Source organism: Pseudaestuariivita sp. (assembly GCF_052825805.1).
On the sequence record NZ_JBRBVB010000010.1, the window covers coordinates 128,130 to 150,694 of the forward strand.

General features: G+C 65.7%; 21 protein-coding genes. 15 read left to right on the top strand and 6 right to left on the bottom strand.

Annotated features, from left to right (window positions below; translation table 11 throughout):
* Positions 1-44 precede the first annotated feature (44 nt).
* Entirely contained in the window at positions 45-1,559 is a 1,515-nt protein-coding gene (locus ACU0B3_RS12235; RefSeq protein ID WP_446261138.1) for a YifB family Mg chelatase-like AAA ATPase, read from the bottom strand.
* Positions 1,560-1,655: 96 nt separating this feature from the next.
* The gene (locus ACU0B3_RS12240) at positions 1,656-2,528 is read right to left on the bottom strand and encodes a glutathione S-transferase N-terminal domain-containing protein (RefSeq protein ID WP_446261139.1); all 873 of its coding nucleotides are present in this window, start codon (positions 2,526-2,528) and stop codon (positions 1,656-1,658) included.
* A 210-nt stretch (positions 2,529-2,738) separates the two neighbouring features.
* On the opposite strand from ACU0B3_RS12240, the gene ACU0B3_RS12245 reads away from it, so the two are divergent.
* The 6 genes from ACU0B3_RS12245 to ACU0B3_RS12270 all read left to right on the top strand — a co-directional run bounded on the left by ACU0B3_RS12245 (position 2,739) and on the right by ACU0B3_RS12270 (position 9,289).
* Complete coding sequence (locus ACU0B3_RS12245; protein WP_446261140.1) at positions 2,739-3,617, top strand: RNA polymerase factor sigma-32; 879 nt, start codon at positions 2,739-2,741, stop codon at positions 3,615-3,617.
* 50 nt (positions 3,618-3,667) lie between these two features.
* Entirely contained in the window at positions 3,668-4,423 is a 756-nt protein-coding gene (locus ACU0B3_RS12250) for a ChaN family lipoprotein (protein ID WP_446261141.1), read from the top strand.
* A gap of 93 nt (positions 4,424-4,516) precedes the next feature.
* Positions 4,517-5,710 (top strand): bifunctional phosphopantothenoylcysteine decarboxylase/phosphopantothenate--cysteine ligase CoaBC, encoded by a 1,194-nt coding sequence (gene coaBC, locus ACU0B3_RS12255; protein ID WP_446261142.1) that lies wholly within the window; start codon positions 4,517-4,519, stop codon positions 5,708-5,710.
* Positions 5,707-6,168, top strand: coding sequence for a dUTP diphosphatase (gene dut, locus ACU0B3_RS12260; protein ID WP_446261143.1), 462 nt, complete (start codon positions 5,707-5,709; stop codon positions 6,166-6,168). The genes coaBC and dut overlap by 4 nt, the downstream gene beginning before the upstream one ends.
* Positions 6,168-7,214 carry a HesA/MoeB/ThiF family protein gene (locus ACU0B3_RS12265; protein ID WP_446261144.1) on the top strand — a complete coding sequence of 349 codons (1,047 nt, stop codon included), beginning with the start codon at positions 6,168-6,170 and terminating at the stop codon, positions 7,212-7,214. The genes dut and ACU0B3_RS12265 overlap by 1 nt, the downstream gene beginning before the upstream one ends.
* Before the next feature lie 53 nt (positions 7,215-7,267).
* The gene (locus ACU0B3_RS12270) at positions 7,268-9,289 is read left to right on the top strand and encodes a M3 family metallopeptidase (RefSeq protein WP_446261145.1); all 2,022 of its coding nucleotides are present in this window, start codon (positions 7,268-7,270) and stop codon (positions 9,287-9,289) included.
* Between the two features lie 216 nt (positions 9,290-9,505).
* On the opposite strand, the gene ACU0B3_RS12275 is transcribed toward ACU0B3_RS12270, so the two are convergent.
* Positions 9,506-10,024 carry a hypothetical protein gene (locus tag ACU0B3_RS12275; RefSeq protein ID WP_446261146.1) on the bottom strand — a complete coding sequence of 173 codons (519 nt, stop codon included), beginning with the start codon at positions 10,022-10,024 and terminating at the stop codon, positions 9,506-9,508.
* Positions 10,025-10,110: 86 nt separating this feature from the next.
* Positions 10,111-11,106 (bottom strand): TraB/GumN family protein, encoded by a 996-nt coding sequence (locus ACU0B3_RS12280; RefSeq protein WP_446261147.1) that lies wholly within the window; start codon positions 11,104-11,106, stop codon positions 10,111-10,113.
* 207 nt (positions 11,107-11,313) lie between these two features.
* On the opposite strand from ACU0B3_RS12280, the gene groES reads away from it, so the two are divergent.
* The 6 genes from groES to ACU0B3_RS12310 all read left to right on the top strand — a co-directional run bounded on the left by groES (position 11,314) and on the right by ACU0B3_RS12310 (position 17,188).
* Positions 11,314-11,601 (top strand): co-chaperone GroES, encoded by a 288-nt coding sequence (groES, locus tag ACU0B3_RS12285; protein WP_446261148.1) that lies wholly within the window; start codon positions 11,314-11,316, stop codon positions 11,599-11,601.
* 67 nt (positions 11,602-11,668) lie between these two features.
* A complete protein-coding gene (gene groL / locus ACU0B3_RS12290) occupies positions 11,669-13,315 on the top strand; it encodes a chaperonin GroEL (protein WP_446261149.1) in 1,647 nt (548 codons plus the stop codon).
* Positions 13,316-13,408: 93 nt separating this feature from the next.
* Positions 13,409-14,392: a 4Fe-4S dicluster domain-containing protein gene (locus ACU0B3_RS12295; protein ID WP_446261150.1), complete on the top strand. Its 984-nt coding sequence runs from the start codon at positions 13,409-13,411 to the stop codon at positions 14,390-14,392.
* 45 nt (positions 14,393-14,437) lie between these two features.
* Positions 14,438-15,289, top strand: coding sequence for a DMT family transporter (locus tag ACU0B3_RS12300; protein WP_446261151.1), 852 nt, complete (start codon positions 14,438-14,440; stop codon positions 15,287-15,289).
* 20 nt (positions 15,290-15,309) lie between these two features.
* On the top strand, positions 15,310-16,071 hold the full coding sequence (locus ACU0B3_RS12305; protein ID WP_446261152.1) for an esterase/lipase family protein: 762 nt from the start codon (positions 15,310-15,312) through the stop codon (positions 16,069-16,071).
* Positions 16,061-17,188: an alpha-D-ribose 1-methylphosphonate 5-triphosphate diphosphatase gene (locus ACU0B3_RS12310; protein WP_446261153.1), complete on the top strand. Its 1,128-nt coding sequence runs from the start codon at positions 16,061-16,063 to the stop codon at positions 17,186-17,188. The genes ACU0B3_RS12305 and ACU0B3_RS12310 overlap by 11 nt, the downstream gene beginning before the upstream one ends.
* A gap of 159 nt (positions 17,189-17,347) precedes the next feature.
* Here the strand turns inward: ACU0B3_RS12310 and ACU0B3_RS12315 are convergent, their stop codons facing one another.
* Positions 17,348-18,403, bottom strand: a complete 1,056-nt coding sequence (locus ACU0B3_RS12315; RefSeq protein ID WP_446261154.1) for an ABC transporter ATP-binding protein — start codon at positions 18,401-18,403, stop codon at positions 17,348-17,350.
* A gap of 30 nt (positions 18,404-18,433) precedes the next feature.
* Complete coding sequence (locus ACU0B3_RS12320; RefSeq protein WP_446261155.1) at positions 18,434-19,237, bottom strand: IclR family transcriptional regulator; 804 nt, start codon at positions 19,235-19,237, stop codon at positions 18,434-18,436.
* Between the two features lie 174 nt (positions 19,238-19,411).
* On the opposite strand from ACU0B3_RS12320, the gene ACU0B3_RS12325 reads away from it, so the two are divergent.
* The 3 genes from ACU0B3_RS12325 to ACU0B3_RS12335 all read left to right on the top strand — a co-directional run bounded on the left by ACU0B3_RS12325 (position 19,412) and on the right by ACU0B3_RS12335 (position 22,565).
* On the top strand, positions 19,412-20,638 hold the full coding sequence (locus tag ACU0B3_RS12325; RefSeq protein ID WP_446261156.1) for an ABC transporter substrate-binding protein: 1,227 nt from the start codon (positions 19,412-19,414) through the stop codon (positions 20,636-20,638).
* An 81-nt stretch (positions 20,639-20,719) separates the two neighbouring features.
* Entirely contained in the window at positions 20,720-21,715 is a 996-nt protein-coding gene (locus ACU0B3_RS12330; protein ID WP_446261157.1) for a carbohydrate ABC transporter permease, read from the top strand.
* 1 nt (position 21,716) lies between these two features.
* The gene (locus ACU0B3_RS12335; protein WP_446261158.1) at positions 21,717-22,565 is read left to right on the top strand and encodes a carbohydrate ABC transporter permease; all 849 of its coding nucleotides are present in this window, start codon (positions 21,717-21,719) and stop codon (positions 22,563-22,565) included.

The following is a 22,565-nucleotide window of genomic DNA, read 5'->3' on the forward strand; positions in this document are numbered from 1 at the left end:
TAACACATGGCGCACTTTAAGAGCGTGAATGTCACTCACTGTGTTCACACGTTCACCATGGACGGAGTGCGGAACGATAGCGCTTCGGCGATGTGATGCCGCGCGACCGTCGCGCTTCGCTCGAGATCGGCAATCGTGCGGGCCACGCGCAGCACCCGGTGGTAGCCGCGTGCGGTCAGGCCAAACCGTTCGGCCGCTTGGCCGAGGAGTGCGGTGCCGTTTTCGTCGGGCGCGGCATAAAGGTCGAGCAAGGGGCCCTGCATCTCGGCATTGACCCGCACATCCGAGTGTTCCGCAAACCGGGCGCTTTGCATGCCGCGCGCCTGGGCTACACGCGCGGCGATCTCGGCGGTGCCTTCGTCCGGCGGCGGCAGCGTCAGATCGGTGAAGTGGACCGGCGGAACGTCGACCCGCAGATCGAACCGGTCCATCAGCGGGCCGGATATCCGGCCCATGTAATCCTCGCCACAGAGCGGCGCGCGGTTGCACGCCCGGCCCGGGTCCGCCAGATGCCCGCAGCGGCACGGGTTGGCCGCCGCGATCAGCATGAACCGGCAGGGATAGCGCACATGGGCATTGGCGCGCGCGACCATGACCGAGCCGGTCTCGATCGGCTGGCGCAGCGTTTCGAGCGCGATGCGGGTGAACTCCGGCAGCTCGTCGAGAAAGAGTACGCCGTTGTGCGCAAGCGAGATCTCACCCGGTTTCGCGCCCCGTCCGCCGCCGACCAGGGCGGCCATGGACGCCGAATGGTGCGGCTCGCGAAAGGGCGCGGAACGCGAGATGCCGCCGTCCTTCAAGAGGCCCGAGATCGAGTGGATCATCGAGGTTTCGAGAGCCTCGGCAGGCGAAAGCGGCGGCAGGATGCCGGGAACGCGCGCCGCCAGCATGGACTTGCCCGCGCCCGGGGGACCGACGAAGAGCGTGTGGTGCCGGCCTGCCGCGGCGATCTCGAGCGCGCGTTTCGCACGCTCCTGTCCGCGCACGTCGGCAAAATCGGGAACATCTGTTGGTCTTGTCTGCTCGCCCGGTTCGGCGGGCGTGAGCGGCGCCTGGCCGGTAAAGTGGCGCACGATGGCGGCGAGCGTGCTCGCACCGATGACCTGTGCAGAGCCGACCCAGGCGGCCTCGGCGCCGGAGGCATCGGGACAGATCAGCGTCCGATCCTGCTCGGCGGCAGCCATGGCAGCGGGCAGCGCGCCGATGACCGGCACCAGCGCGCCATCGAGGGACAGCTCGCCTAGGGCGACAGCGCCGGCGATGGCATCGGCGGGCACGACCTCGAGCGCGGCGAGCAGGCTCAGCGCGATCGGCAGATCGAAGTGCGAGCCCTCTTTCGGCAAGTCGGCGGGCGATAGGTTCACGGTGATCCGGCGCGAGGGCAGGGCGATCGACAAAGACGAGAGCGCCGCCCGTACCCGCTCGCGCGCCTCGCTCACCGCCTTGTCGGGCAGGCCCACGATGGAGAAGGCAGGCAGGCCGGGTGTCACCGCGCATTGCACGTCGACCTGGCGGGCGGTCACGCCCTCGAACGCGACGGTGTAGGCATGTGCGGACATGGGCGCTCCCTGACGGCCAACGCGGGGGCATAGCCCCGAAGGTCGCGCACAGACTGCGGCAGCACCGGTTTAATAAGTGTTAACCGCTTTTTGGGGTTACGACGTGAGCGCCATGAAGGCTGGCCAGGCTTCGGGATCGGCCACGGTCTTGTCCCGGCAGGTGGCGTTGCAGAAACCAAAGACGCGGCCATTCAGTTCAAGGGCGTGGGTGACGGGCGCGCCGCTGTAGGGACAGGCGTCGTTCTCGGATACAGAGGGATCGCCGTCGAATGCGCGGGCCGGCAAAGGCGCTGGGCCAGGCCACGCGCGTGTCTCGAAGGGTTTTGCGTACCACGGAAGATCGGCGCCGACCACGAGCCCGAGTGCGCGCCACCGGCGGAAGGCGGTGTCGGCGAGGTGCTGGTCGACGTAAGCCTGCGCCTCCGCGCCCACCGCGATGCCATAGCCCGCGATCCGCGCGGCGACGGGCGCATAGAACGCGTCCGCAATGCAGTAGGCGCCAAAGAGCCAGGGTCCTTCTGCGGCAAAGCTGCGGGCGTGGGACCAAAGTGCCTCGATCCGGGCGACGTCGGCGGCGACCTCTGCGCTCGGCGCGTAGGTGGTATAGGCTTTGCGCAGGTTCATCGGGCAGTCGCCCCGGAGCGCGCCAAAGCTGCTGTGCATCTCTGCCACGATGGACCGCGCGGCGGCCCGGGCGCGGGGCTCTGCCGGCCAAAAGCCGCGATCCGAGTGCATTTCGGAGAGCGCCTCGGCAATGGCGAGCGTGTCGCTCAGCACGCCGCCCTCGGGTGTCTCGGCCGTCGGCACGGTCTTGGCGGGTGCAAGCGGCGCCATCTGTGCCGCAACGGATTGGGTGTCGAAGGGCACGAGCCGCTCTTTGCGAGGGATGCCAAAGGCTTCGAAGAGGAGCCAGCCGCGCAGCGACCAGCTCGAATAGGCGTAGTCGCCAATGTGCAGAACGTAAGTCATGCCGCTACCGTTTCAGACGCGCACGCCGGGTTCAAACGATCAATTGTGACGTCGATTTGCACATAATATGATGGAGCGCGGCAAAAAGTTGAAAATTTCTTGCGCTCAGACTGATCCATTCCGAGACCGCGCGCGTATTCCTCACATCGAACGACAAAATGCCTGCGTGCGCTGCCAAAAGTCGTGCCAGGCTCTGCCGGGGAGACGACCATGCCGCTTGACGCCAACCACGACGCCGCCTTTTCCCGCCGCGCGATGAAGGCCGAGCTGCTCGATGCCGAGACCGAGCTGCGCCTTGCCTACGCCTGGCGCGACGAACGCGACGAGGCGGCGCTGCACCGCCTGATCACCGCCTACATGCGCCTTGCCATCTCGATGGCGTCCAAGTTCCGGCGTTATGGCGCGCCGATGAACGACCTGATCCAGGAGGCCGGCCTGGGCCTGATGAAGGCGGCCGACAAGTTCGACCCGGATCGCGGCGTGCGGTTTTCGACCTATGCCGTCTGGTGGATCAAAGCGTCGATCCAGGACTATGTGATGCGCAACTGGTCGATGGTGCGGACCGGCTCGACCTCCAGCCAAAAGGCGCTGTTCTTTAACCTGCGCCGCGTGCAGGCGCAGATCGAGCGTGAGGCCGCCCAGCAGGGCGAGAGCCTGGACCGCCACCAGATCCGCCAGATGGTCTCGACCGAGATCGGCGTGCCGCTGCACGACGTGGAGATGATGGAGGGGCGGCTCTCGGGCTCCGATTTTTCGCTGAACGCGACGCAATCCTCTGATGAAGAGGGGCGCGAGTGGATCGAGGCGCTCGAAGACGAGGGTGTGCAGGCCACCGAGATCGTCGAGGACAGCCACGACACCGCGCAGCTGCGCGGCTGGCTGCTAGGCGCGCTCAACGATCTGAACGACCGTGAGCGGTTCATCGTGCGTGAGCGCAAGCTGCGCGATGTGCCGCGCACGCTCGAAGACCTCGGCCAGGAGCTGGGTCTGAGCAAGGAGCGTGTGCGTCAGCTCGAGGCGGCCGCGTTTGGCAAAATGCGCCGCGCGCTCGAGACGCAAACGCCCGAAGTGCGCCAATTCCTTCTGTGACCCCCCACCGGGTTTTGTCAGTGGCCGCGATATCCGTCGCGGCCTTTTTATTGGCAGCGCCAAGCCATGCCGATGAAAAACTCGATCCGGCGGCGTCCCAGGCAGATGTCGTGATCCTCGGCGAGCGCCACAACACCGCAGCGCATCAAGCCTTTCAGGCACAGGCGATACGCGCCTTGCAGCCGGTAGCGGTTGTGTTTGAGCAGCTGACCCCGGGCGAGGCCTCGCGAATCTCGGGCCTTCTCGCCTCAGGCAGTCTGCCGGACGCTTTGGCCGGCGATGGATTTCACTGGCCGGGCCTGATCGACTACCTGCCCGTGTTCGAAGCCGCCGCAGGCGCGCGCGTCCTCGGCACAGCCGTCCCGCCCGAAGACATGCGGCGCGCGTTCTCGGACGGCGCGGCGGCGGTCTTTGGCGCGGGCGCTGCCGACTACGGCCTTGGCACCCCACTGCCGGACGGCGAGCAAAACACGCGGGAAGAGATGCAGTTCGTCAACCATTGCGAGGCCATGCCGCGCGAGATGATGCCGGGCATGGTCGACGCGCAGCGCCTGCGTGACGCGGTCTTTGCCCGGACGGTGCGCGCGGCGGTCAAGGCGCATGGCACGCCCGTGGTCCTCGTCACGGGCTGGGGTCACGCGCGCAAGGACTGGGGCGTGCCGGTTTACCTCTCCCGTGCGGCGCCGGAGCTCGACGTCTTTGCCCTTGGCCTGCGCGAGAGCGCGGAGGGCGCAGACCTCTTTGATCAGCTGATCACCACCGCGCCCGAGGCCGGTCGCGGCGATCCCTGCGCGGCATTCCAGTAGGCCCGGCTCGGGAGGCCCAGCGGCTTGCCAAGCGCGGACGCGCTTTCTACACCGGAGGGGCTGGCCTCAAGGCTGGGCGACTGGGGAGCCAATATGCTGACGGGCAAGCGGATTTTGTTGATCATCGGGGGCGGGATCGCTGCCTACAAGACGCTCGAGCTGATCCGGCGCCTGCGCGAGCGCGGCGCCGAGGTGATGCCGGTGATGACCGAGGCCGCCGCCCAGTTCGTCACGCCCATGTCGGTGACGGCGCTGGCCGGGCATCCGGTGCACCGCGACCTCTTCGACCTCGGGACCGAGGCGGAGATGGGTCACATCCAGCTGTCGCGCTCTGCCGATCTGCTGGTCGTTGCGCCCGCCACGGCGCACCTGATGGCGCGGATGGCGCAGGGGCTCGCCGATGATCTGGCGACGACGCTGCTCCTCGCGACCGACACGCCGGTGCTGCTCGCGCCCGCGATGAACGTGCGCATGTGGGAGCATCCCGCGACGCAGCGCAACCTCGGCACCTTGCAAAGCGACGGTGTGCGCTTCGTCGGTCCGAACGCCGGGGACATGGCCTGCGGCGAGCATGGCCTGGGGCGCATGGCCGAACCGCTCGAGATCGTTGCCGCCATCGAGGCGCAGCTCGGCGCCGGACCGCTCAAGGGCAAGCGCGTGCTGGTCACCTCCGGCCCCACCCACGAAGCGATCGACCCGGTGCGCTACATCGCCAACCGCTCGTCCGGCGCGCAGGGCACGGCCATCGCGGCGGCTGTGGCGGCGCTGGGGGCGGAGGTGACCTTTGTAACCGGACCCGCGGACGTCGCGCCGCCGTCTGGTGTGACAGTCATCCCCGTCGAGACGGCCCAGCAGATGTTCGACGCCGTGCATGGCGCCTTGCCGGTGGAGGCTGCCGTCTTTGCCGCCGCCGTCGCGGATTGGAAGGTCGATGGCGCCTCGGACCAGAAGATCAAGAAGGAGGCAGGCGGCCTGCCCCCCCTCAGCTTCACCGAGAACCCCGACATCCTCGCCTCCGTCGCGCAAATGACAACCGGGCGGCCGGCGCTGGTGGTCGGCTTTGCCGCAGAGACGACGGACGTGATCGCGCACGCTACGGCCAAGCGCGCCCGCAAGGGCTGCGACTGGATCGTGGCCAACGACGTCAGCCCCGCCACGGGCATCATGGGCGGGCGCGAGAACGCGGTGCACCTCATCTCCGACAGCGGGGTGGAGGACTGGCCGCGCATGGCCAAGGACGCCGTCGCCCAAAGGCTCGCCGCCCGCATCGCGGAGGCGCTCGCATGAGCGCGCCCCAGCTACAGGTCAAGCGGTTGCCGGGCTTTGACGCCGCTGTCCCGCTGCCGGCCTATGCGACCGCCGGTGCTGCAGGCGCAGATGTGCGTGCGAATTTCGAGGACGGTAAGGACATCACCCTTGCCCCCGGCGCGCGCAGCCTGGTGCCAACGGGGCTGGCGCTTGCGATCCCCGACGGCTTTGAAGTGCAGGTCCGTCCCCGCTCTGGCCTTGCCCTGAAACACGGGCTGACCCTGCCCAATGCGCCGGGCACGATCGACAGCGATTACCGTGGACCGCTCGGGGTGATCGTGATGAACGCCGGTACAGAGCCCGTGACGCTGACCCACGGCATGCGCATCGCGCAGTTGGTTGTGGCGCCGGTCGTGCAGGCCACCTTTGCCGAAGTCGCCGCCCTCGATGACACAGAGCGTGGCGCAGGCGGGTTCGGCTCCACGGGGATGACCTGATGCTCCTGGTGCTTGCCATGATGGGCGCGCTCTGGGGCGTGGGCGCGCTGACCGGCGCGTCGCGCGCTGCGCGCCTGACGATGATCCTGATCCTGCTGTCAGGCGTCATCCTCGCCCACTTCGCGCTGCCCGAGGGCAACGCGCTGCGCATGGCAACCGGGGAGAGCGCCGCGCCCTGGCTCATGCTGATCGGCCTCGGCGCGCTGGTGCTGGCTTACCGCGGTTTTCTGCGCCGGCTGCGCGCGCGCGCCACGCCCGAGACGCCTGCGGTCGATCTGCCCACGCAAAGCGGGACGTTCTCCGAGGCCGAGCTCGACCGCTATTCGCGCCACATCATGCTGCGCGAGATTGGCGGGGCAGGCCAGAAACGGCTCAAGGCCGCCAAGGTGCTGGTGATCGGCGCGGGCGGGCTCGGCTCTCCGGCGCTGCAATACCTCGCGGCGGCGGGCGTCGGCACGCTCGGCGTGATCGACGACGACGTCGTCGAGAACTCGAACCTGCAGCGCCAGACAATCCACACCGACGCGCGGCTCGGCATGCCCAAGGTGCACTCCGCCGCCGCCGCCATCGCCGACCAGAACCCTTACGTCACAGTGCGCCCCTACAACCGCAAGATCACCGAGGAGATCGCGCGGGAGCTCATCGCCGACTACGACATCGTGCTCGACGGGACTGACGACACCGCGGCGCGCTACGTCGTGAACGCCGCCTGCGTGGCGGAGCGCAAGACGCTTGTCTCCGGCGCGCTCTCGCAATGGGAGGGGCAGGTGGCCGTCTTTGACCCGGCCTTCGGCGGGCCGTGCTACAAATGCGTCTTCCCCGAACCCGCCGCGCCCGGCTCTGCACCCACCTGCGCCGAGGCGGGCGTGCTTGGCCCGCTCCCGGGCGTTGTCGGCGCGATGATGGCGGTCGAGGCGGTCAAGATGGTCACCGACGCCGGCACGCCCCTGCGCGGGCAGATGCTGATCTATGACGCGCTCTATGGCGAGACCCGCACCATCACGCTGAAACGCGATCCGAACTGCCCGGTGTGCGGCACGCTCTAGCCATTCGCGCGCAGTGCCCCCACATCCTTAAAAAGACATTCAACGAGGCTCCGATGACGAACATCCTGCTGCAAGACTGGGACACGCCCTTTGGGATTGCCCCGTTCGACAAGATCACCGACGACGATTTTTCAGCCGCCTTCGAGGTCGCGCTGGCCGAGGATAAGGCCGAGATCGATGCGATTGCGGACCAGTCCGAGCAGCCGAGTTTTGCCAACACCATCGCCGCTTTGGAGGCGACCGGCGCCAAGCTCGATCGAGTGCTGGGCGTCTTTTACAACCTCGCGGGTGCGGACAGCACGGATGCGCGGCAGGCTTTGCAGCGGGAGTTTTCTCCGAAACTTGCCGATCACGCGTCGGAGATCACCGCCAATCGCGCGCTTTTCAACCGGATCGCGGCGCTCTGGGACCAGCGCGAAACGCTCGATTTGACCGAGGAGGAGGCACGCGTGCTGATGCTCACGCACCGCCGCTTTGTGCGGGCAGGCGCCGCGCTGACCGGAGACGACGCCGCCCGGATGAAGGAGATCACCGCCCGCCTCGCCACCCTCGGCACCCAATTCATGCAGAACCTGCTGAAGGACGAGGCGGACTGGTCCATGCCGCTCAGCGAGACGGACATGGAGGGCCTTCCGCAATTCGTCGTCGATGCCGCGCGCGCGGCGGGGGAGGAGGCCGGAAAGGACGGCCCGATCCTGACGCTCTCGCGCTCGCTGATTGTGCCCTTCCTCCAGTTCTCCCCGCGCCGCGACCTGCGCGAAACCGCGTGGCGCGCATGGATCGCGCGCGGCGAGAATGGCGGGGAGACGGACACGCGCGAAATCGCCGCCGAGACGCTCAAATTGCGGGAGGAACGGGCCAAGCTCCTCGGCTACGACACCTTTGCCGCCTTCAAGCTCGAGACCGAGATGGCCGGCACCCCAGAGGCGGTACGCGATCTCTTGATGCAGGTCTGGACCCCGGCCAAGCGCCAAGCGGATGCCGACGCCGAAGTGATCCGCAAGATGATGCAGGAGGACGGCGTGAACGCCGACCCCGAGCCCTGGGACTGGCGCTATTACGCGGAGAAACGGCGCAAGGCCGAGCATGACCTCGATGAGGCCGAGCTCAAGCCGTACCTGCAGCTCGAAAAGATGCTGGAGGCGATGTTCGCCTGCGCCGGGCGCCTTTTCGGGATCGAGGCCAAGCCGCTCGACGTGCCGCTCTACCACGCGGACGCGCGCGCGTGGGAGATCACCCGGAACGGCAAGCACCTCGCGGTCTTCATCGGCGACTATTTCGCGCGCAGCTCGAAACGGTCGGGCGCGTGGTGTTCTGCCTTCCGCTCGCAGGCCAAACACCCCGAGGTGCAGTCTCCCATCGTGGTAAATGTCTGCAACTTTGCCAAACCCTCCACCGGTCAGCCCGCGCTCCTCAGCTACGACGACGCGCGCACGCTCTTTCACGAGTTCGGCCACGCGCTGCACCAGATGCTGTCTGATGTAACCTACGGCTCGATCAGCGGCACGTCGGTGGCGCGCGACTTTGTCGAGCTGCCCTCGCAGCTTTACGAGCACTGGCTCGAGGTGCCTGAGGTCCTGCGCGACTATGCTGTGCATGCCGAGACGGGGGAGGCGATGCCGCGGGAGATGATCGACAAGGTCATGGCGGCGGCGACCTTCGACATGGGTTTTCAGACCGTGGAATACGTCGCATCGGCGCTTGTCGATCTGGCGTTCCACGACGGTCCGGCGCCGGCTGATCCGATGGCCAAACAGGCCGAGGTGCTCGAAGGGATCGGCATGCCGCGCGCCATCGTCATGCGCCACGCGACGCCGCATTTCGCGCATGTCTTCGCGGGCGATGGCTATTCGAGCGGGTACTATAGCTACATGTGGTCCGAGGTCATGGACGCCGACGCCTTTGCCGCGTTCGAGGAAAAGGGCGACGCGTTTGACACAAGTCTCGCGGCCAGGCTCGAGGAACACGTGTTGTCGGCGGGCGGCTCACGCGATCCGGCAGAGCTCTACACTGCTTTCCGTGGACGGATGCCCGGAGTTGAGGCGCTGCTCAAAGGGCGCGGTCTGGCGGCGTAGCAGATTTTTCGCAGGAAAAATCTGTGGGCCAGACCCTAAACCTGGTGGGAAAAGCATAAATCTGAGCACCCGCCTGACGTTCACATCAGGCCGCGCCGTCCCGCCCCCGTCAAACCGTAGGTTTGCCTTCGGCAAAACGGGCGGCGCGATTGCGCCACCCCACGGGTCGGTGCGTGAACGTCTGTTTCGAGTGTATCGGGTGCATGGTCTTCTGCTCTAGCCGCAGAAGACGCGTGTCACCGTGCCACCGTTGGTGAGGGCAACTGCTGGATCGACGGTGGACACCACGATGTTGAGCCGTGCGGGCGTGGTGCGCGTGTCGATGGGTTCCTGGCTTCCGTAAAACCGCGTGGGCGTCGGCAAGTCCGCGTCCACGGCGGCCTGTACTGGGCCGCCCACAAGGCCCGCGTATTGCGAAGCGCCGCAGGTGTCGTCACCGCCGGTTGGAGCAGGCGCAGGCGCGGCCACAGCGGCTTGCGTGACGCGGGGTGCCGGAGCTGGCGCGCGCTCCACGATGGGTTGAGACGCCGGGAGCGTGATCTGCGGCGCCGGCTGGGCTGGCACCGTCACAGTCGTTTCATCGACCGAGCGAAAACTGCCGGTCTTGGCGGGCGGCGGCGTGGCTCCGTAGAGCATCGCATAGGCGCCAGGCGTGAGGTGAACGGGAACGGTTTGAGTGCTGGTGACGCATCCTGCGACGGCCAGAACCGCGACAAGGGGCAGCGCGCGATACATGGGTGACCTCAAGGTTTTGGTATTCTGCTCTTCTCCTTGGGTAAATCTTGTGGCCTCACCAATCAAGAAAAACCGCGCAGAGGGGATCAGAAGGGCAGCCGCTCCAGCGTATAGCCCGCGTCCTCGAGCGCCTGCAAAAGCCCCGTCTCGCCAAAAAGATGCGCCGCGCCCACGGCGACCATGACCCGCTCTTCGGATGCGCCCAGCAGCATCTCCATCCACGCCGCGTTGCGGGTGTCGAGCATCACGTCGCTGACCTCGGCCGAGGTCCTGGCGTAGTCCACGTCGGCGATCAGCCCACTCTCGCGCGCGAGCTCGGACCCGAAATGCCAGATAAAGGCGTGCTTTTCCTCGAAATAGGCATCGCGCAACGTGACAAAAAGGTCCTCGGAATAGGCCGCCATCGGCAGCCCCCAGACCAGCATGTCGAGCTGCGTCTGCAGCGGCAACGCGTTGATCGCGGACATGACCTCTTCCGGCGCTTCGAGCCCGGTGATCGGGACCTCCAGCGCCTCGGCAAGGTCCGTGATCGCCCCGTCGAGACCGCCCTGCGAGGTCGCCATCGCCTCCATCGCGCAGGCAGGCAGGCCGAGCATCATCGACAGGAACCAGGGCTGCATCTTGGCCGCCATCACCGCCGGCAGGCCGCGGTCGGCCAGCTGCGTGCGGAGTGTCTGCCAGGTCTCCTCGGGCAGAAGGTCGGGCAGGGTCGGTCCCTCGAGCCGCAGGAACATCGACGGATCGGCGCCGATCTGCGCCTCGAAGCGCTCCTGATCCTCGGGCGCGGCCTCGACAAAGAGCCGCTCGGATGTCTCGATCACCGGGCGCAGGCGCGCCACGATCGCCTCCATCCGCGGATCGTCCATGTGAAAGGTGCCAACCAGATGCAGGACGTGCGCGTCCTTGGTCGCGCGCCAGTGGTTGCCCTCGGAGTAAGACGTCTCTGCGACCACGACATCTACCCGGTCGAGGAAATCCTGCGACAGCGTCGTGCGCAGATCGGTGCCGGTGCATTGCGCAAGCGCGACGGCAGGCCAGAGACAAGTCAGGGCAGCGGCGAGACGGAGAGCGCTTTTGAACATGCCGCGAAGGTAGGGCGCGGGGCCCCGATCCTCAATGCAGACAGCCTGCCAAATCGCTCCGAATTTTCGCCATGATCCCCGTTGACAGGCTCGGGCGAGGTCCCTAGATAGCCGCCGTTGGCACTCGCGGATGGTGAGTGCTAACGGCCGAGGCGCCGCTGAATGGGCCCGGCCAAGGGACACTTTGAGCCAAGGAGACTCAGAGACATGGCATTCACACCGCTTCATGACCGGGTGCTGGTGCGTCGCGTTGAGAGCGACGAGAAAACCGCTGGCGGGCTGATCATCCCCGACAGCGCGAAAGAAAAGCCCGCAGAGGGTGTTGTTGTTGCAGTTGGCGCAGGCGCCAAGGACGACGATGGCGACCGCATCGCGATGGATGTGAAAGAGGGCGACAAAATCCTCTTCGGCAAATGGTCGGGCACCGAGGTGCAACTCGACGGTGAGGACCTCCTCATCATGAAAGAGTCCGACATCATGGGCATCATCGGCTGATCCCACGCCGGCTTGCCGGGCGCATTGCTCGGCGTATCGCTAACTGAAATTTCAAGGAGCTATCACCATGGCTGCTAAAGACGTCAAATTTGACTCCGGCGCGCGCGACAAGATGCTGAAAGGCGTCAACATCCTCGCCGACGCCGTCAAAGTCACGCTGGGCCCCAAAGGCCGCAACGTGGTCCTGGACAAATCCTTCGGCGCACCGCGCATCACCAAAGACGGTGTGTCGGTTGCCAAGGAAATCGAGCTTGAGGACAAGTTCGAGAACATGGGCGCGCAGATGGTCAAAGAAGTGGCCCAGCGCACCAACGACGAAGCGGGCGACGGCACCACCACCGCCACCGTTCTGGCGCAGGCCATCGTCAAAGAGGGCCTCAAGGCCGTCGCAGCGGGCATGAACCCGATGGACCTCAAGCGCGGCGTTGACATGGCAACCGCCAAAGTCGTCGAAGCGATCGTGGCCTCCGCACGCGAAGTCAAAGACAGCGACGAAGTCGCGCAGGTCGGCACCATCTCCGCCAACGGCGAAGCTGAGATCGGCCGCCAGATCGCTGACGCGATGCAAAAGGTTGGCAACGAGGGTGTCATCACCGTCGAAGAGAACAAAGGCCTCGAGACCGAGACCGACGTTGTCGAGGGCATGCAGTTCGATCGTGGCTACCTCAGCCCGTACTTCGTGACCAACGCCGACAAGATGACGACCGAGCTCGAAGACTGCATGATCCTGCTGCACGAGAAGAAACTCTCGTCGCTGCAGCCGATGGTCCCGCTCCTTGAGTCGGTGATCCAGTCGCAGAAACCGCTCCTCATCATCGCCGAAGACGTCGAAGGTGAAGCGCTTGCCACGCTTGTCGTGAACAAGCTGCGCGGCGGTCTGAAAATCGCAGCGGTCAAGGCGCCCGGCTTCGGCGATCGCCGCAAAGCCATGCTGCAGGACATTGCGATCCTCACCGGCGGCCAGGTCATCTCCGAAGACCTCGGCATGAAGCTCGAGAACGTGACCATGGACATGCTCGGCACGTCCAAGCGCGTCTCGATCACCAAGGACGAGACCACCATCGTGGACGGTGCCGGCGAAAAGGCCGAGATCGAAGCGCGTGTCGCTCAGATCCGTGGCCAGATCGAAGAGACCACCTCGGACTACGACCGTGAAAAGCTGCAAGAACGCGTTGCGAAACTCGCAGGCGGTGTGGCTGTCATCCGCGTTGGCGGCATGACCGAAGTCGAAGTGAAAGAGCGCAAGGACCGCGTCGATGACGCCCTGAACGCAACCCGCGCTGCCGTGCAAGAAGGCGTTGTCGTGGGCGGCGGTGTCGCTCTCGTTCAGGGCGGCAAGGCGCTCGAAGGTCTCGAAGGCGCAAACGCCGACCAGAACGCCGGCATCGCCATCGTGCGCAAAGCGATCGAAGCGCCCCTGCGCCAGATCGCCGAGAACGCAGGTGTCGACGGTGCGGTTGTCGCGGGCAAAATCCGCGAGAGCTCGGACACGGCCTTCGGCTTCAACGCGCAGACCGAAGAGTACGGTGATCTCTTCAAGTTCGGCGTGATCGACCCGGCCAAAGTTGTGCGCACCGCGCTCGAGGACGCAGCCTCGGTTGCTGGCCTGCTGATCACGACCGAAGCCATGGTCGCCGACAAGCCCGAGAAGCCGGGCGCTGGCGGCGCACCGGGCGGCATGCCCGACATGGGCGGCATGGGCGGCATGATGTAAGCCAGCCCGGCATGAGCATTGAGAGGGTCGCCTTTGGGCGGCCCTTTTCTTTTGCGCTCTGTTCTTTTTCATGGCTTGGGGTAGGCTGACCCCATGCCCCGCAAGAACCCGCATCGTCCGTTCACGCCCGATCCCGCGCAGATGGCGGCCTGGCCGGAGGTGTCGGGGAATAAAATCAACGGGCTGGGGGAAAGCGAGCGGCGCAGGCCAGAGATGGTCTACTGGGCGCCAGACCCGGACGACATCGCGCATGGGGATGCGCAGCGGTGGTTCTTTACCGTCGATCCCGGCATCCCCGATTTTGCCGAGGCGCGGATCAAGCGGCAGGAGATCTTTGCCGCGCCGATGGCTGAGTTGGCCAAGACACCTGCCGAACGGGCGCCGGACGAGTGGACTTCTCTGCTCGACCAGTTCATCGCGGACGGCATCTGCGAAAAGATCGGCGTGGCCGAGATGCAGGAGGCTTGGGTCTATGAAGGCACCAAAGTCTCCCAGAGCCGCGTGATCCTCGCAGGCGTCCAGCACGACTATGCCGAGATCAGCCACGCGCCCGCGCCGCGCGCAGGCGCCGAGGTCATGCAGCAATACAACCGCGCGGCCATGGCGGCAAAGTCCATCGCCTCGTGGCTGCGCTCCGAAGGCTGGGAAGCGGAGCCTGTGACAGGCCCGATGACCAGCAGCCTCACGATGATCCCTGCCGCCTTGGCCGCAGGCTTTGGTGAGCTGGGCAAACACGGCTCGATCATCGACCGCGATCTGGGCGCGTCCTTCCGGCTTGGCGCAGTGCTCACCGATGCGCCCTTTGCGCCGACACCGCCCGTGGAGCACGGCATCGACGGCTTCTGCCAAAGCTGCCGCATCTGCGAGGATGCCTGCCCGCCGGAGGCTTTGAGCCCCGTCAAGCAGACCGTGCGCGGCGTGGAAAAGTGGTACGTCGATTTCGACAAATGCCTGCCGTTCTTTAACCAGACGCAGGGCTGCGCGATCTGCATCGCGGTCTGCCCCTGGAGCCGCCCAGGCGTGGGACCCAACCTTGCCGCCAAGCTCGCGCGCCGGGCCGAGCGCACGGCAGAGTGATCGGAAGCCGCTGGCGGGCACGCGGCGAACGTCGTAGCCCGGGCCATGACCACCCGCATCCTCTTGCTGACCGCGCTCGCGATGGGCGCCTTTGCCGCCAACTCGATCATCAACCGCGCGGCGCTTGTGGGCGGCGGGATCGACGCGGTGAGCTTTGGCGTGATCCGCCTGTGGGCGGGGGCGGTGATGCTGGGCGCGCTTCTGCTGGTGCAAGGCAAGCTGAGCGGCGCCCGGCGTCATGGGAGCGTCGCGGGGGTCCTGTCGCTTTCTGTCTACATCTTCGGGTTCTCGCTGGCCTACCTGTCGCTTGATGCCGGGCTCGGGGCGCTGATCCTCTTTGGCACGGTGCAGGTCACGATGATTGCGGCGGCTCTGATGGCGCGGGAGAGGATGCCCGCGAGCCGGCTTGCCGGTGCCGCGCTGGCGGTCGGTGGGCTGGTCTGGCTTTTGTGGCCAGGGCAGCGCGTGGATGTCAGCCCACCCTACGCGGCGCTCATGGCGGCGGCCGGGGTCGGCTGGGGCGTCTATTCGCTGATTGGTCGCGGCGCGGTCGACCCGCTTGCGGCGACGGCGGTGAACTTTGCCGGAGCGAGCCTTGTGGCGCTGCTGCTCGGCCTTGGCGTGCTGGCCTTGGGCGTGATCGAGCTTTCGCTGGTGGGTGCGCTCTGGGCGGTGCTGTCGGGCGCGATCACTTCGGGGCTGGGATATGCGCTCTGGTACGGCGTGCTGCCGCACCTTGGCGCGGCGCGCGCGGCCATCGCGCAGCTGTCGGTGCCGGTGATCGCGATCGTCTTTGGCGCGCTGCTGCTCGGCGAGGCGCTCACGCTCGGCCTGATCCTGCCGGGTGTTCTGGTGCTGGCGGGTGTGACGCTCGGTTTGGCTGGTGCGCGGCGGTGAGCCTGCCTATATCGCCTGCCATGCGCGCCTTGCTCCTTGCTTTGACCTTGGCTCTGCCCTCCGCCGCTGCGGCGTCGTCCGGCTGCGTCGTGCTGCTGCACGGGCTGGCGCGGACGGAGGCGTCCTTTGCCGTGATGGAGGAGACGCTGGAGGCGTCCGGCTACGAGGTCGTGCGCCCGGGTTACCCGTCACGCCAGAATGTCGTGGGCGCGCTGGCCGCTGACACACTGCCGAGCGCGCGCAAGGAGTGCCGGACGGCGCCTGTGCATTTCGTCACGCATTCGATGGGAGGGATTCTCCTGCGGCTCTACCTGACGCGGAACGAGATCCCGGAGCTTGGCCGCGTGGTCATGCTGGCCCCGCCCAACCACGGCAGCGAGCTGGTGGATGCGCTGGGGGATCTGGCGCTCTTTCAGCTATTCAACGGGCCGGCGGGCGGGCAGCTGAGCACCTCGGGTCTGCCCGATGCGCTGCCGCCTGCGGATTTCGAGCTTGGCGTGATCGCGGGAGACCGCTCGCTCAACCCCTACTTTTCGTCGCTCATCCCCGGCCCGGACGATGGGAAGGTATCGGTCGCCTCGACCCGTCTGCAGGGGATGGCTGATCACATCACTCTGCCGGTCACGCATACGTTCATGATGGTGAGCCCGCAGGTGCTTGTGCAGACCCTGCGCTTTCTCGAGGACGGCCGGTTTGATCCGGCAGTGACGGCGTCGGATGCGGTGGCTGAGCTTGCGACCCTCGCGGTGGACGTGGCCGAAGAGGCGCTGGGTGGCGATTGATCTGACGCTGGAGGGGTTACAGGTGCTGACCCCGGAGGGGTGGGCCGATCAGCTGCACCTGACGGAGGGTTTGATCTGCGCCGTGCCTCAGGCCAAACGCGTGCGCCTGCCGGGTTGGCTGGCCATGCCTGGGATCGTTGACATGCACGGCGACGGGTTCGAGCGGCACGTGGCGCCCCGGAGGGGTGCCTTGCGCGACATGGCGAGCGGGTTGCAATCGGTCGAGGCGGAGCTTGCCGCCAACGGGATCACGACGGCAGTTCTGGCGCAGTTCTGGAGCTGGGAAGGCGGCATGCGCGGGCCGGAGGCAGCGCGGCGGCTGTGCTCCGGTTTGGCAGCACATGAGACGCTCGGCACAGATATACGCATTCAGCTGCGCCTTGAGTCGCATGTTTTGGACGAGTTTGACTCCGCCGAGGCGCTGATCGAGACGTTCGGCATCTCTTATGTCGTGTTCAACGACCACCTTCCGCATGCCAAGCTGGCCGATGGGAAGAGGCCACCTCGGTTAACCGGGCAGGCGCTCAAGGCGGGGGTGAATCCGGAGAAGTACCTCGCTCGGATGATAGCTCTGCATGCGTGGAGCAGTGACGTGCCGGGGGCGGTTCAGGCTATGGCGGAGCGGCTGGCGGCGAAGGGTGTGAGGCTCGGGAGCCATGACGACCCGGATGCGCAGACGCGTAGGGCGATGCAGGCGCGGGGGCTGACGATTGCCGAATTTCCCGAGACGGTGGAGGCTGCCAGCGCGCCGTCGGAAGGCGTGATCCTCGGGGCGCCGAACGTGATGCGCGGGGCGAGCCATGCGGGGAAGGTTTCGGCGCGGGAGGTGATTGCCGAAGGGCTGTGCGATGCGCTGGCGTCGGATTACCACTACCCCTCGCCCCGATTTGCCGCGATGGCTTTGGCGCGGGAGATCGGGTGGGACGCCGCTTGGGGTATGGTGTCCTCCGGGCCTGCGCGGCTGTTGGGGCTAGAGGATCGCGGAGCGTTAACGCCCGGTGCGCGGGCGGACGTGGTCCTCCTCGACCCGAAAACGGGTCGCGTCGGGGCGACCATCGCGGACGGGAAGGTCACGCATATGGTTGCTGAGGTTGCGGAGGCGTTGCTCAGGGCCTGAGCGGCCTTTGATTTTGCTTTCGTAACGGGAATTCACGCGTCGTCCCGCGGGGTAGCGCATCGCGCCGCCCCATAGGGGCGGGACGGCGCGGCCTGACAGTGCCTGTCAGGCGGGTCTCTTGATTTAGGCGCAGAAGCACTTGGATGCTGTCTTCCCGCTCTACCGAATACGCGCCTCCGTCTTGGCATCGAACAAGTAAGCCCGCGCAGGATCGAAGGACACGCCGCGGGTGGCGCCTGCTTGTATGCCAGGGTCTTCGCGGTTCTCGACCACCAGCTTTTCGCCCTGATCGGACATCAAGTAGGCGTAGCCGATGCCTCCCAGCGCTTCGGCGTGGGTCACGTTCAAGGTGCCATCGCTGGTGAGTGAAAGATGTTCGGGGCGCAGGCCGACGAAGACTTCGGTGCCGTCGGACGGCAGGGTCACCGGCACGTTGATCGACTGGCCGAGCGAGGGAACGTGCACGGCGCCGACTTTCACGGTGCCAGTGAGGAAGTTCATGGGCGGGGAGCCGATGAAGCCACCGACGAACTTGTTGTCCGGGTCGTTGTAGAGGTCCATCGGCTTGCCGACCTGCTCGATATGCCCGGCGCGCAGGATCACGATCTTGTCCGCGAGCGTCATCGCTTCGACCTGGTCGTGGGTGACGTAGATCATCGTCGCGCCGATCTCGTTGTGCAGGCGGGCGATCTCGACGCGCATGTCGACGCGCAGCTCGGCGTCGAGGTTCGAGAGAGGCTCGTCGAAGAGGAAGACCTCGGGCCCTCGCACAATCGTCCGTCCAATGGCGACGCGCTGACGCTGACCGCCGGAGAGGGCGGCGGGTTTGCGGTCGAGATACTCGTCGAGCTTGAGGATCCGGGAGGCCTCGGCCACCTTCTCCTTGATCGTGTCGGCGGGCACGCCGTTCATCTTGAGGCCAAAGCCCATGTTCTCGCGCACGGTCATGTGCGGATAGAGCGCGTAGGTCTGGAAGACCATCGCTACGCCGCGCTCGGCTGGGTCGACGCGGGTGACATCGCGGGCGCCGATCTTGATCGTGCCGTCCGTGGTCTCTTCGAGCCCGGCGATCATGCGCAGCAGGGTTGACTTGCCGCAGCCAGACGGGCCGACAAAGACGCAGAACTCGCCCTCTTCGATTTGCAGGTCCACGCCGTGGATGACTTGCACGTCGCCGTAGCGCTTGATGGCTTTTTCGAGTGTCACTCCGGACATGGTTTTTCCTCAGGCTTGGGTGTCTTGGGTTCAGGTGTCGTGTTCGGTCGGGAACTGCCAGTCGTGGGCGGCGGCGCCGATGGCGGAGGCGGCGGCTTGCACGTCCGGGCGGAAGGCGGTGAGCCCGTCGAGGCTGTGGCGGCTGGTCGATGTGGTCACCGAGAGCGCGCCGATCACGCGGCCAGGGGCGCTCAGGATCGGGGCGGCGATGCAGATGATGCCGGGCTCGTGTTCTTCGCGGTCAAAGGCGAGGCCGGTGGCGCGGATCGTATCGAGCTCGCGCAGGAGCTTGGCGGGCGTGTCGAGGGTCGCGGAGGTGTGCGCAAGAAAGAGCTGGCGGGCGATGGCGGCGTCCCGGCGGGCGGGGTCCATGAAGGCGAGCATCGCCTTGCCGACGCCGGTGCAATAGGCGGGGCCGACCTTGCCGGCCTGGCTGAACATCTCGATCGGCTCGGAGGCGTGACGCTTGTCGACGTAGATCACCTGGCCGGCGTCCATCTGGGCGAGGTGCACCGTCTCGCCCACCTTGGCCGCGAGCGCGTCAACGTGAGGCCGGGCAATCGGCGCAAGCGACGAGTGCCGCCACGCGGTGTGTGCGAGGCGCACGAGGCGGAGGCCAAGCGCGTAGGTCTGGGTGTCGGGATCGAAGGACAGCATGCCCTGATTCGTCAGGGTCTGGAGAAGCCGGTAGAGCGTCGCCTTTGGAAGCGGGCTGGCGTCGAGCAGGGGCGCAAACCGGACCGGACGGCCCTGCGCCGCAACCAGATCCAGCACGTCCAATGCTTTGCCCACGGTGCCGTCCCCGGCACCCGGGCCTGACGCCTGAGTGTTCATGTCTCCTCCCGTCTCGGTGTGCTTTTGTGCGCCGAAACTGTTGACATCGGTAGCAAGGTTGCCGCATCGTTTCAATAGTTGAGACGTGGTTCCAATATGTGAAACCTTTGCTCGGAGGAGTGGGGAGGGCGCATCGGAGCTGCTTCAACGTTTTGGAACACATGGGAGGACTACATGTTCCGTACATTCACCACCGCAGCGGCGGCTGTGGCGCTGATGGCGTCCGGCGCCCTGGCGCGCGATCTTGTCATCAACTTCGACGACCTGAACCCGGGCCCCAAGAAGGGCTTTGAGGACGCGGTCGCGCTCTTCCAGCAAGAGAACCCCGACATCAACGTGATCGTCAACATCAACGATCGCGAAGCGCACAAGACGGCGATCCGCAACTTCCTGACCGCCGACGCGCCCGACGTGACGTCCTGGTACCCGGGCAACCGGATGGCGCCCTTTGTGGACGCGGGCCTGTTCCAGCCGGTCGATGACGTCTGGGAAGAGAACGGCTTCAACGAGGACCTGGCCGCGATCAAGGCGACCATGTCGCGCGATGGCAAGATCTGGGGCGTGCCTTACTCGTACTACCAGTGGGGCATCTACTACCGCAAAGACATCTTTGATCTGCTCGAGCTCGAAGAGTTCGAAACCTGGGACGACATGCTCGCAGGCTGCGCCAAGATGAAAGAGCAGGGAGTGACCCCGTTCACCATCGGCACCAAGTTCCTTTGGACCGCGGCAGGTGTGTTCGACTACATCAACCTGCGCACCAACGGCTATGACGTGCACAACGCGCTGACCGCCGGCGAGATCGCCTACACCGACGAGCGCATCAAGGCGACGTTCGACAACTGGGAGCAGCTCATCAACGAGTGTGGCTTTGTCGACAACCACGCCTCGATGAGCTGGCAGGACGCCATCGCGCCCTTCGCCAACGGTGACGCTGCGATGTATGTGATGGGCAACTTCTCGGTGGACGGCTACAAGAACGCCGGTCTCACCGAAGACCAGATCGACTTCATGCCGTTCCCGGTGATCGACGCGTCGATCCCGCGCGCCGAAGAAGCGCCCGCGGACGCGTTCTTTATCCCGACGAACGCCAAGAACGTCGAGGATGCCAAGAAATTCCTGGCATTCGTGGCGCGTCCTGACGTGCAGACGCAGTGGAACAAAACGATTGGCCAGCTGCCGATCAACTCCAAGGCCGAGATCTCGGACGACAAGTTCATCCAGGAAGGCTTTGCGCTGCTGAACTCGGCAACGGGTCTGGCGCAGTTCTACGACCGTGACGCGCCGGCGGCGATGGCCAAGGCGGGCATGGAAGGCTTCCAGAAGTTCATGCTCGACACGTCGACCAAGGACGAAGTCCTGATGCGCCTCGATGAGGTCCAGGAAGAAGTCTACAACTAAGATCCCATCGGAACTTAGCGAAACCCGTAGGGTGGGCATATGCCCACCCTACACCTCACCCCCACGCTGCGAGGTGACCCCATGGCCCATGCCACCCTGCCTGACACCAACCCGCCCACCGAGGCGACCTGGCTGCAACGCAACAAGCTGAGCGTCGCGCCGTGGATTTTCCTCGCGCCCGCGCTGGTGTTCTTTGCGATCTACGTGGTCGGGCCGATCTTTGAATCGCTCTACCTGTCGCTGTTTGAATGGAACGGGCTCTACGATGCGGATGGCAACTCGACCGCGACCTGGGTGGGCTTTGAAAACTACGTCAAGCTCTGGGACGATCCGAACTTCTGGACCTCTCTCGTCAACAACGTCCTCTGGCTCGTCCTCTTCATGCTGGCTGTGCCGCTGGGGCTTTTCATCGCGCTTTTCCTCAACCAGGAGGTCCCGGGGATGCGGCTTTACAAGTCGCTCTTTTTCTTCCCCTTCGTGATCTCTCAGGTCGTTGTCGGCCTGATCTTTGGCTGGTTCTACAATCCCGACTTTGGCGTCGTCGGCTCGATCTACAAGGCGCTCTACTGCGAAGAGACGGTCAACATCGTTGGCAATGTGACCTTCCGCTGTCAGGGCAACCCGCCGGACATCCTGTCCTCGCCGGACTTTGCCACCTACGGCATCATCGCCGCGGGCCTTTGGCCGCAGATCGCCTACTGCATGATCCTCTACCTCACCGGCCTCAACAACGTCGCCTCCGACCAGATCGAGGCGGGCCGTCTCGACGGTGCCAAGGGGTGGAAGATGCTGTGGTACGTGGTCTGGCCGCAGCTGCGCCCCGCGACCTTTATCGCCGTCGTCGTGACTGTGATCGGCGCACTCCGCTCTTTCGACATGGTCGCGATCATGACGCAGGGCGGTCCATTCGGGTCCACCAACGTGCTCAGTCACTACATGTTCGAGACGGCGATCTCGGAATACGGCGAGCGCTACGGCTACGGCTCGGCCATCGCGGTGGTGCTCTTTGCCATCATGCTCATCTTCATCAGCTACTTCTTGTGGCGGATGTACCAGGACGAGAAGGGAGGCCGCTGATATGTTTCCGCGTCCCATCGCTCACGCGACCCCCGCAAAACGGTTCGGCTATCAGGCATTCCTGCCCGTCGCGCTGATCATCTGGCTTCTGCCGCTCCTGGCGATTGCTGCCACCTCGATCCGGGGGGCCAAGGACATCAACGCCGGCAACGTCTTCGGCTGGCCGTCCGAGTTCAACCTGATCGAGAATTACACGGCTGTCTTCACACAGTCGGCGGCGGCGCAGTACATGCTCAACTCGGTTCTGATCACTGTACCCACGGTTCTGATCTCGGTCTCGCTGGCCTGCCTCGCGGGTTACGCGCTCGCCATCTACCGCTTCCGCGTGGCGCTGCCGCTGTTCTTCCTCTTTGTGGCGGGCAACTTCATCCCGTTCCAAATCCTCATGGTGCCGGTGCGCGACATGTCCGTCCAGACGGGGCTCTACGACACGATCGCGGGTCAGTTCCTGTTCCACGCGGCGTTCCAGACCGGGTTCTGCACGCTCTTCATGCGGAACTTCATCAAGGCGCTGCCGTTCGACCTGATCGAAAGCGCCCGGATCGAAGGCGTCAAGGAGTGGAAGATATTCTGGTACGTCGTCCTCCCCCTCGTGCGCCCGGCCATCGCGGCGCTGGCGGTGCTGATCTTTACCTTTGTCTGGAACGACTTTTTCTGGGCGAACGTGCTGACCCAGGGCGAAAGCGCCAAGCCGATCACCGCCGGTGTCCGCGCGCTCAATGGGCAGTTCGTCAACAACTGGCACCTCGTCTCGGCGGCCTCGCTGCTCGCCGCGATCCCGCCGGTCGCGATGTTCTTTTTGATGCAAAAGCACTTCATCGCCGGTCTCACCTTGGGTGCTGTGAAGTAA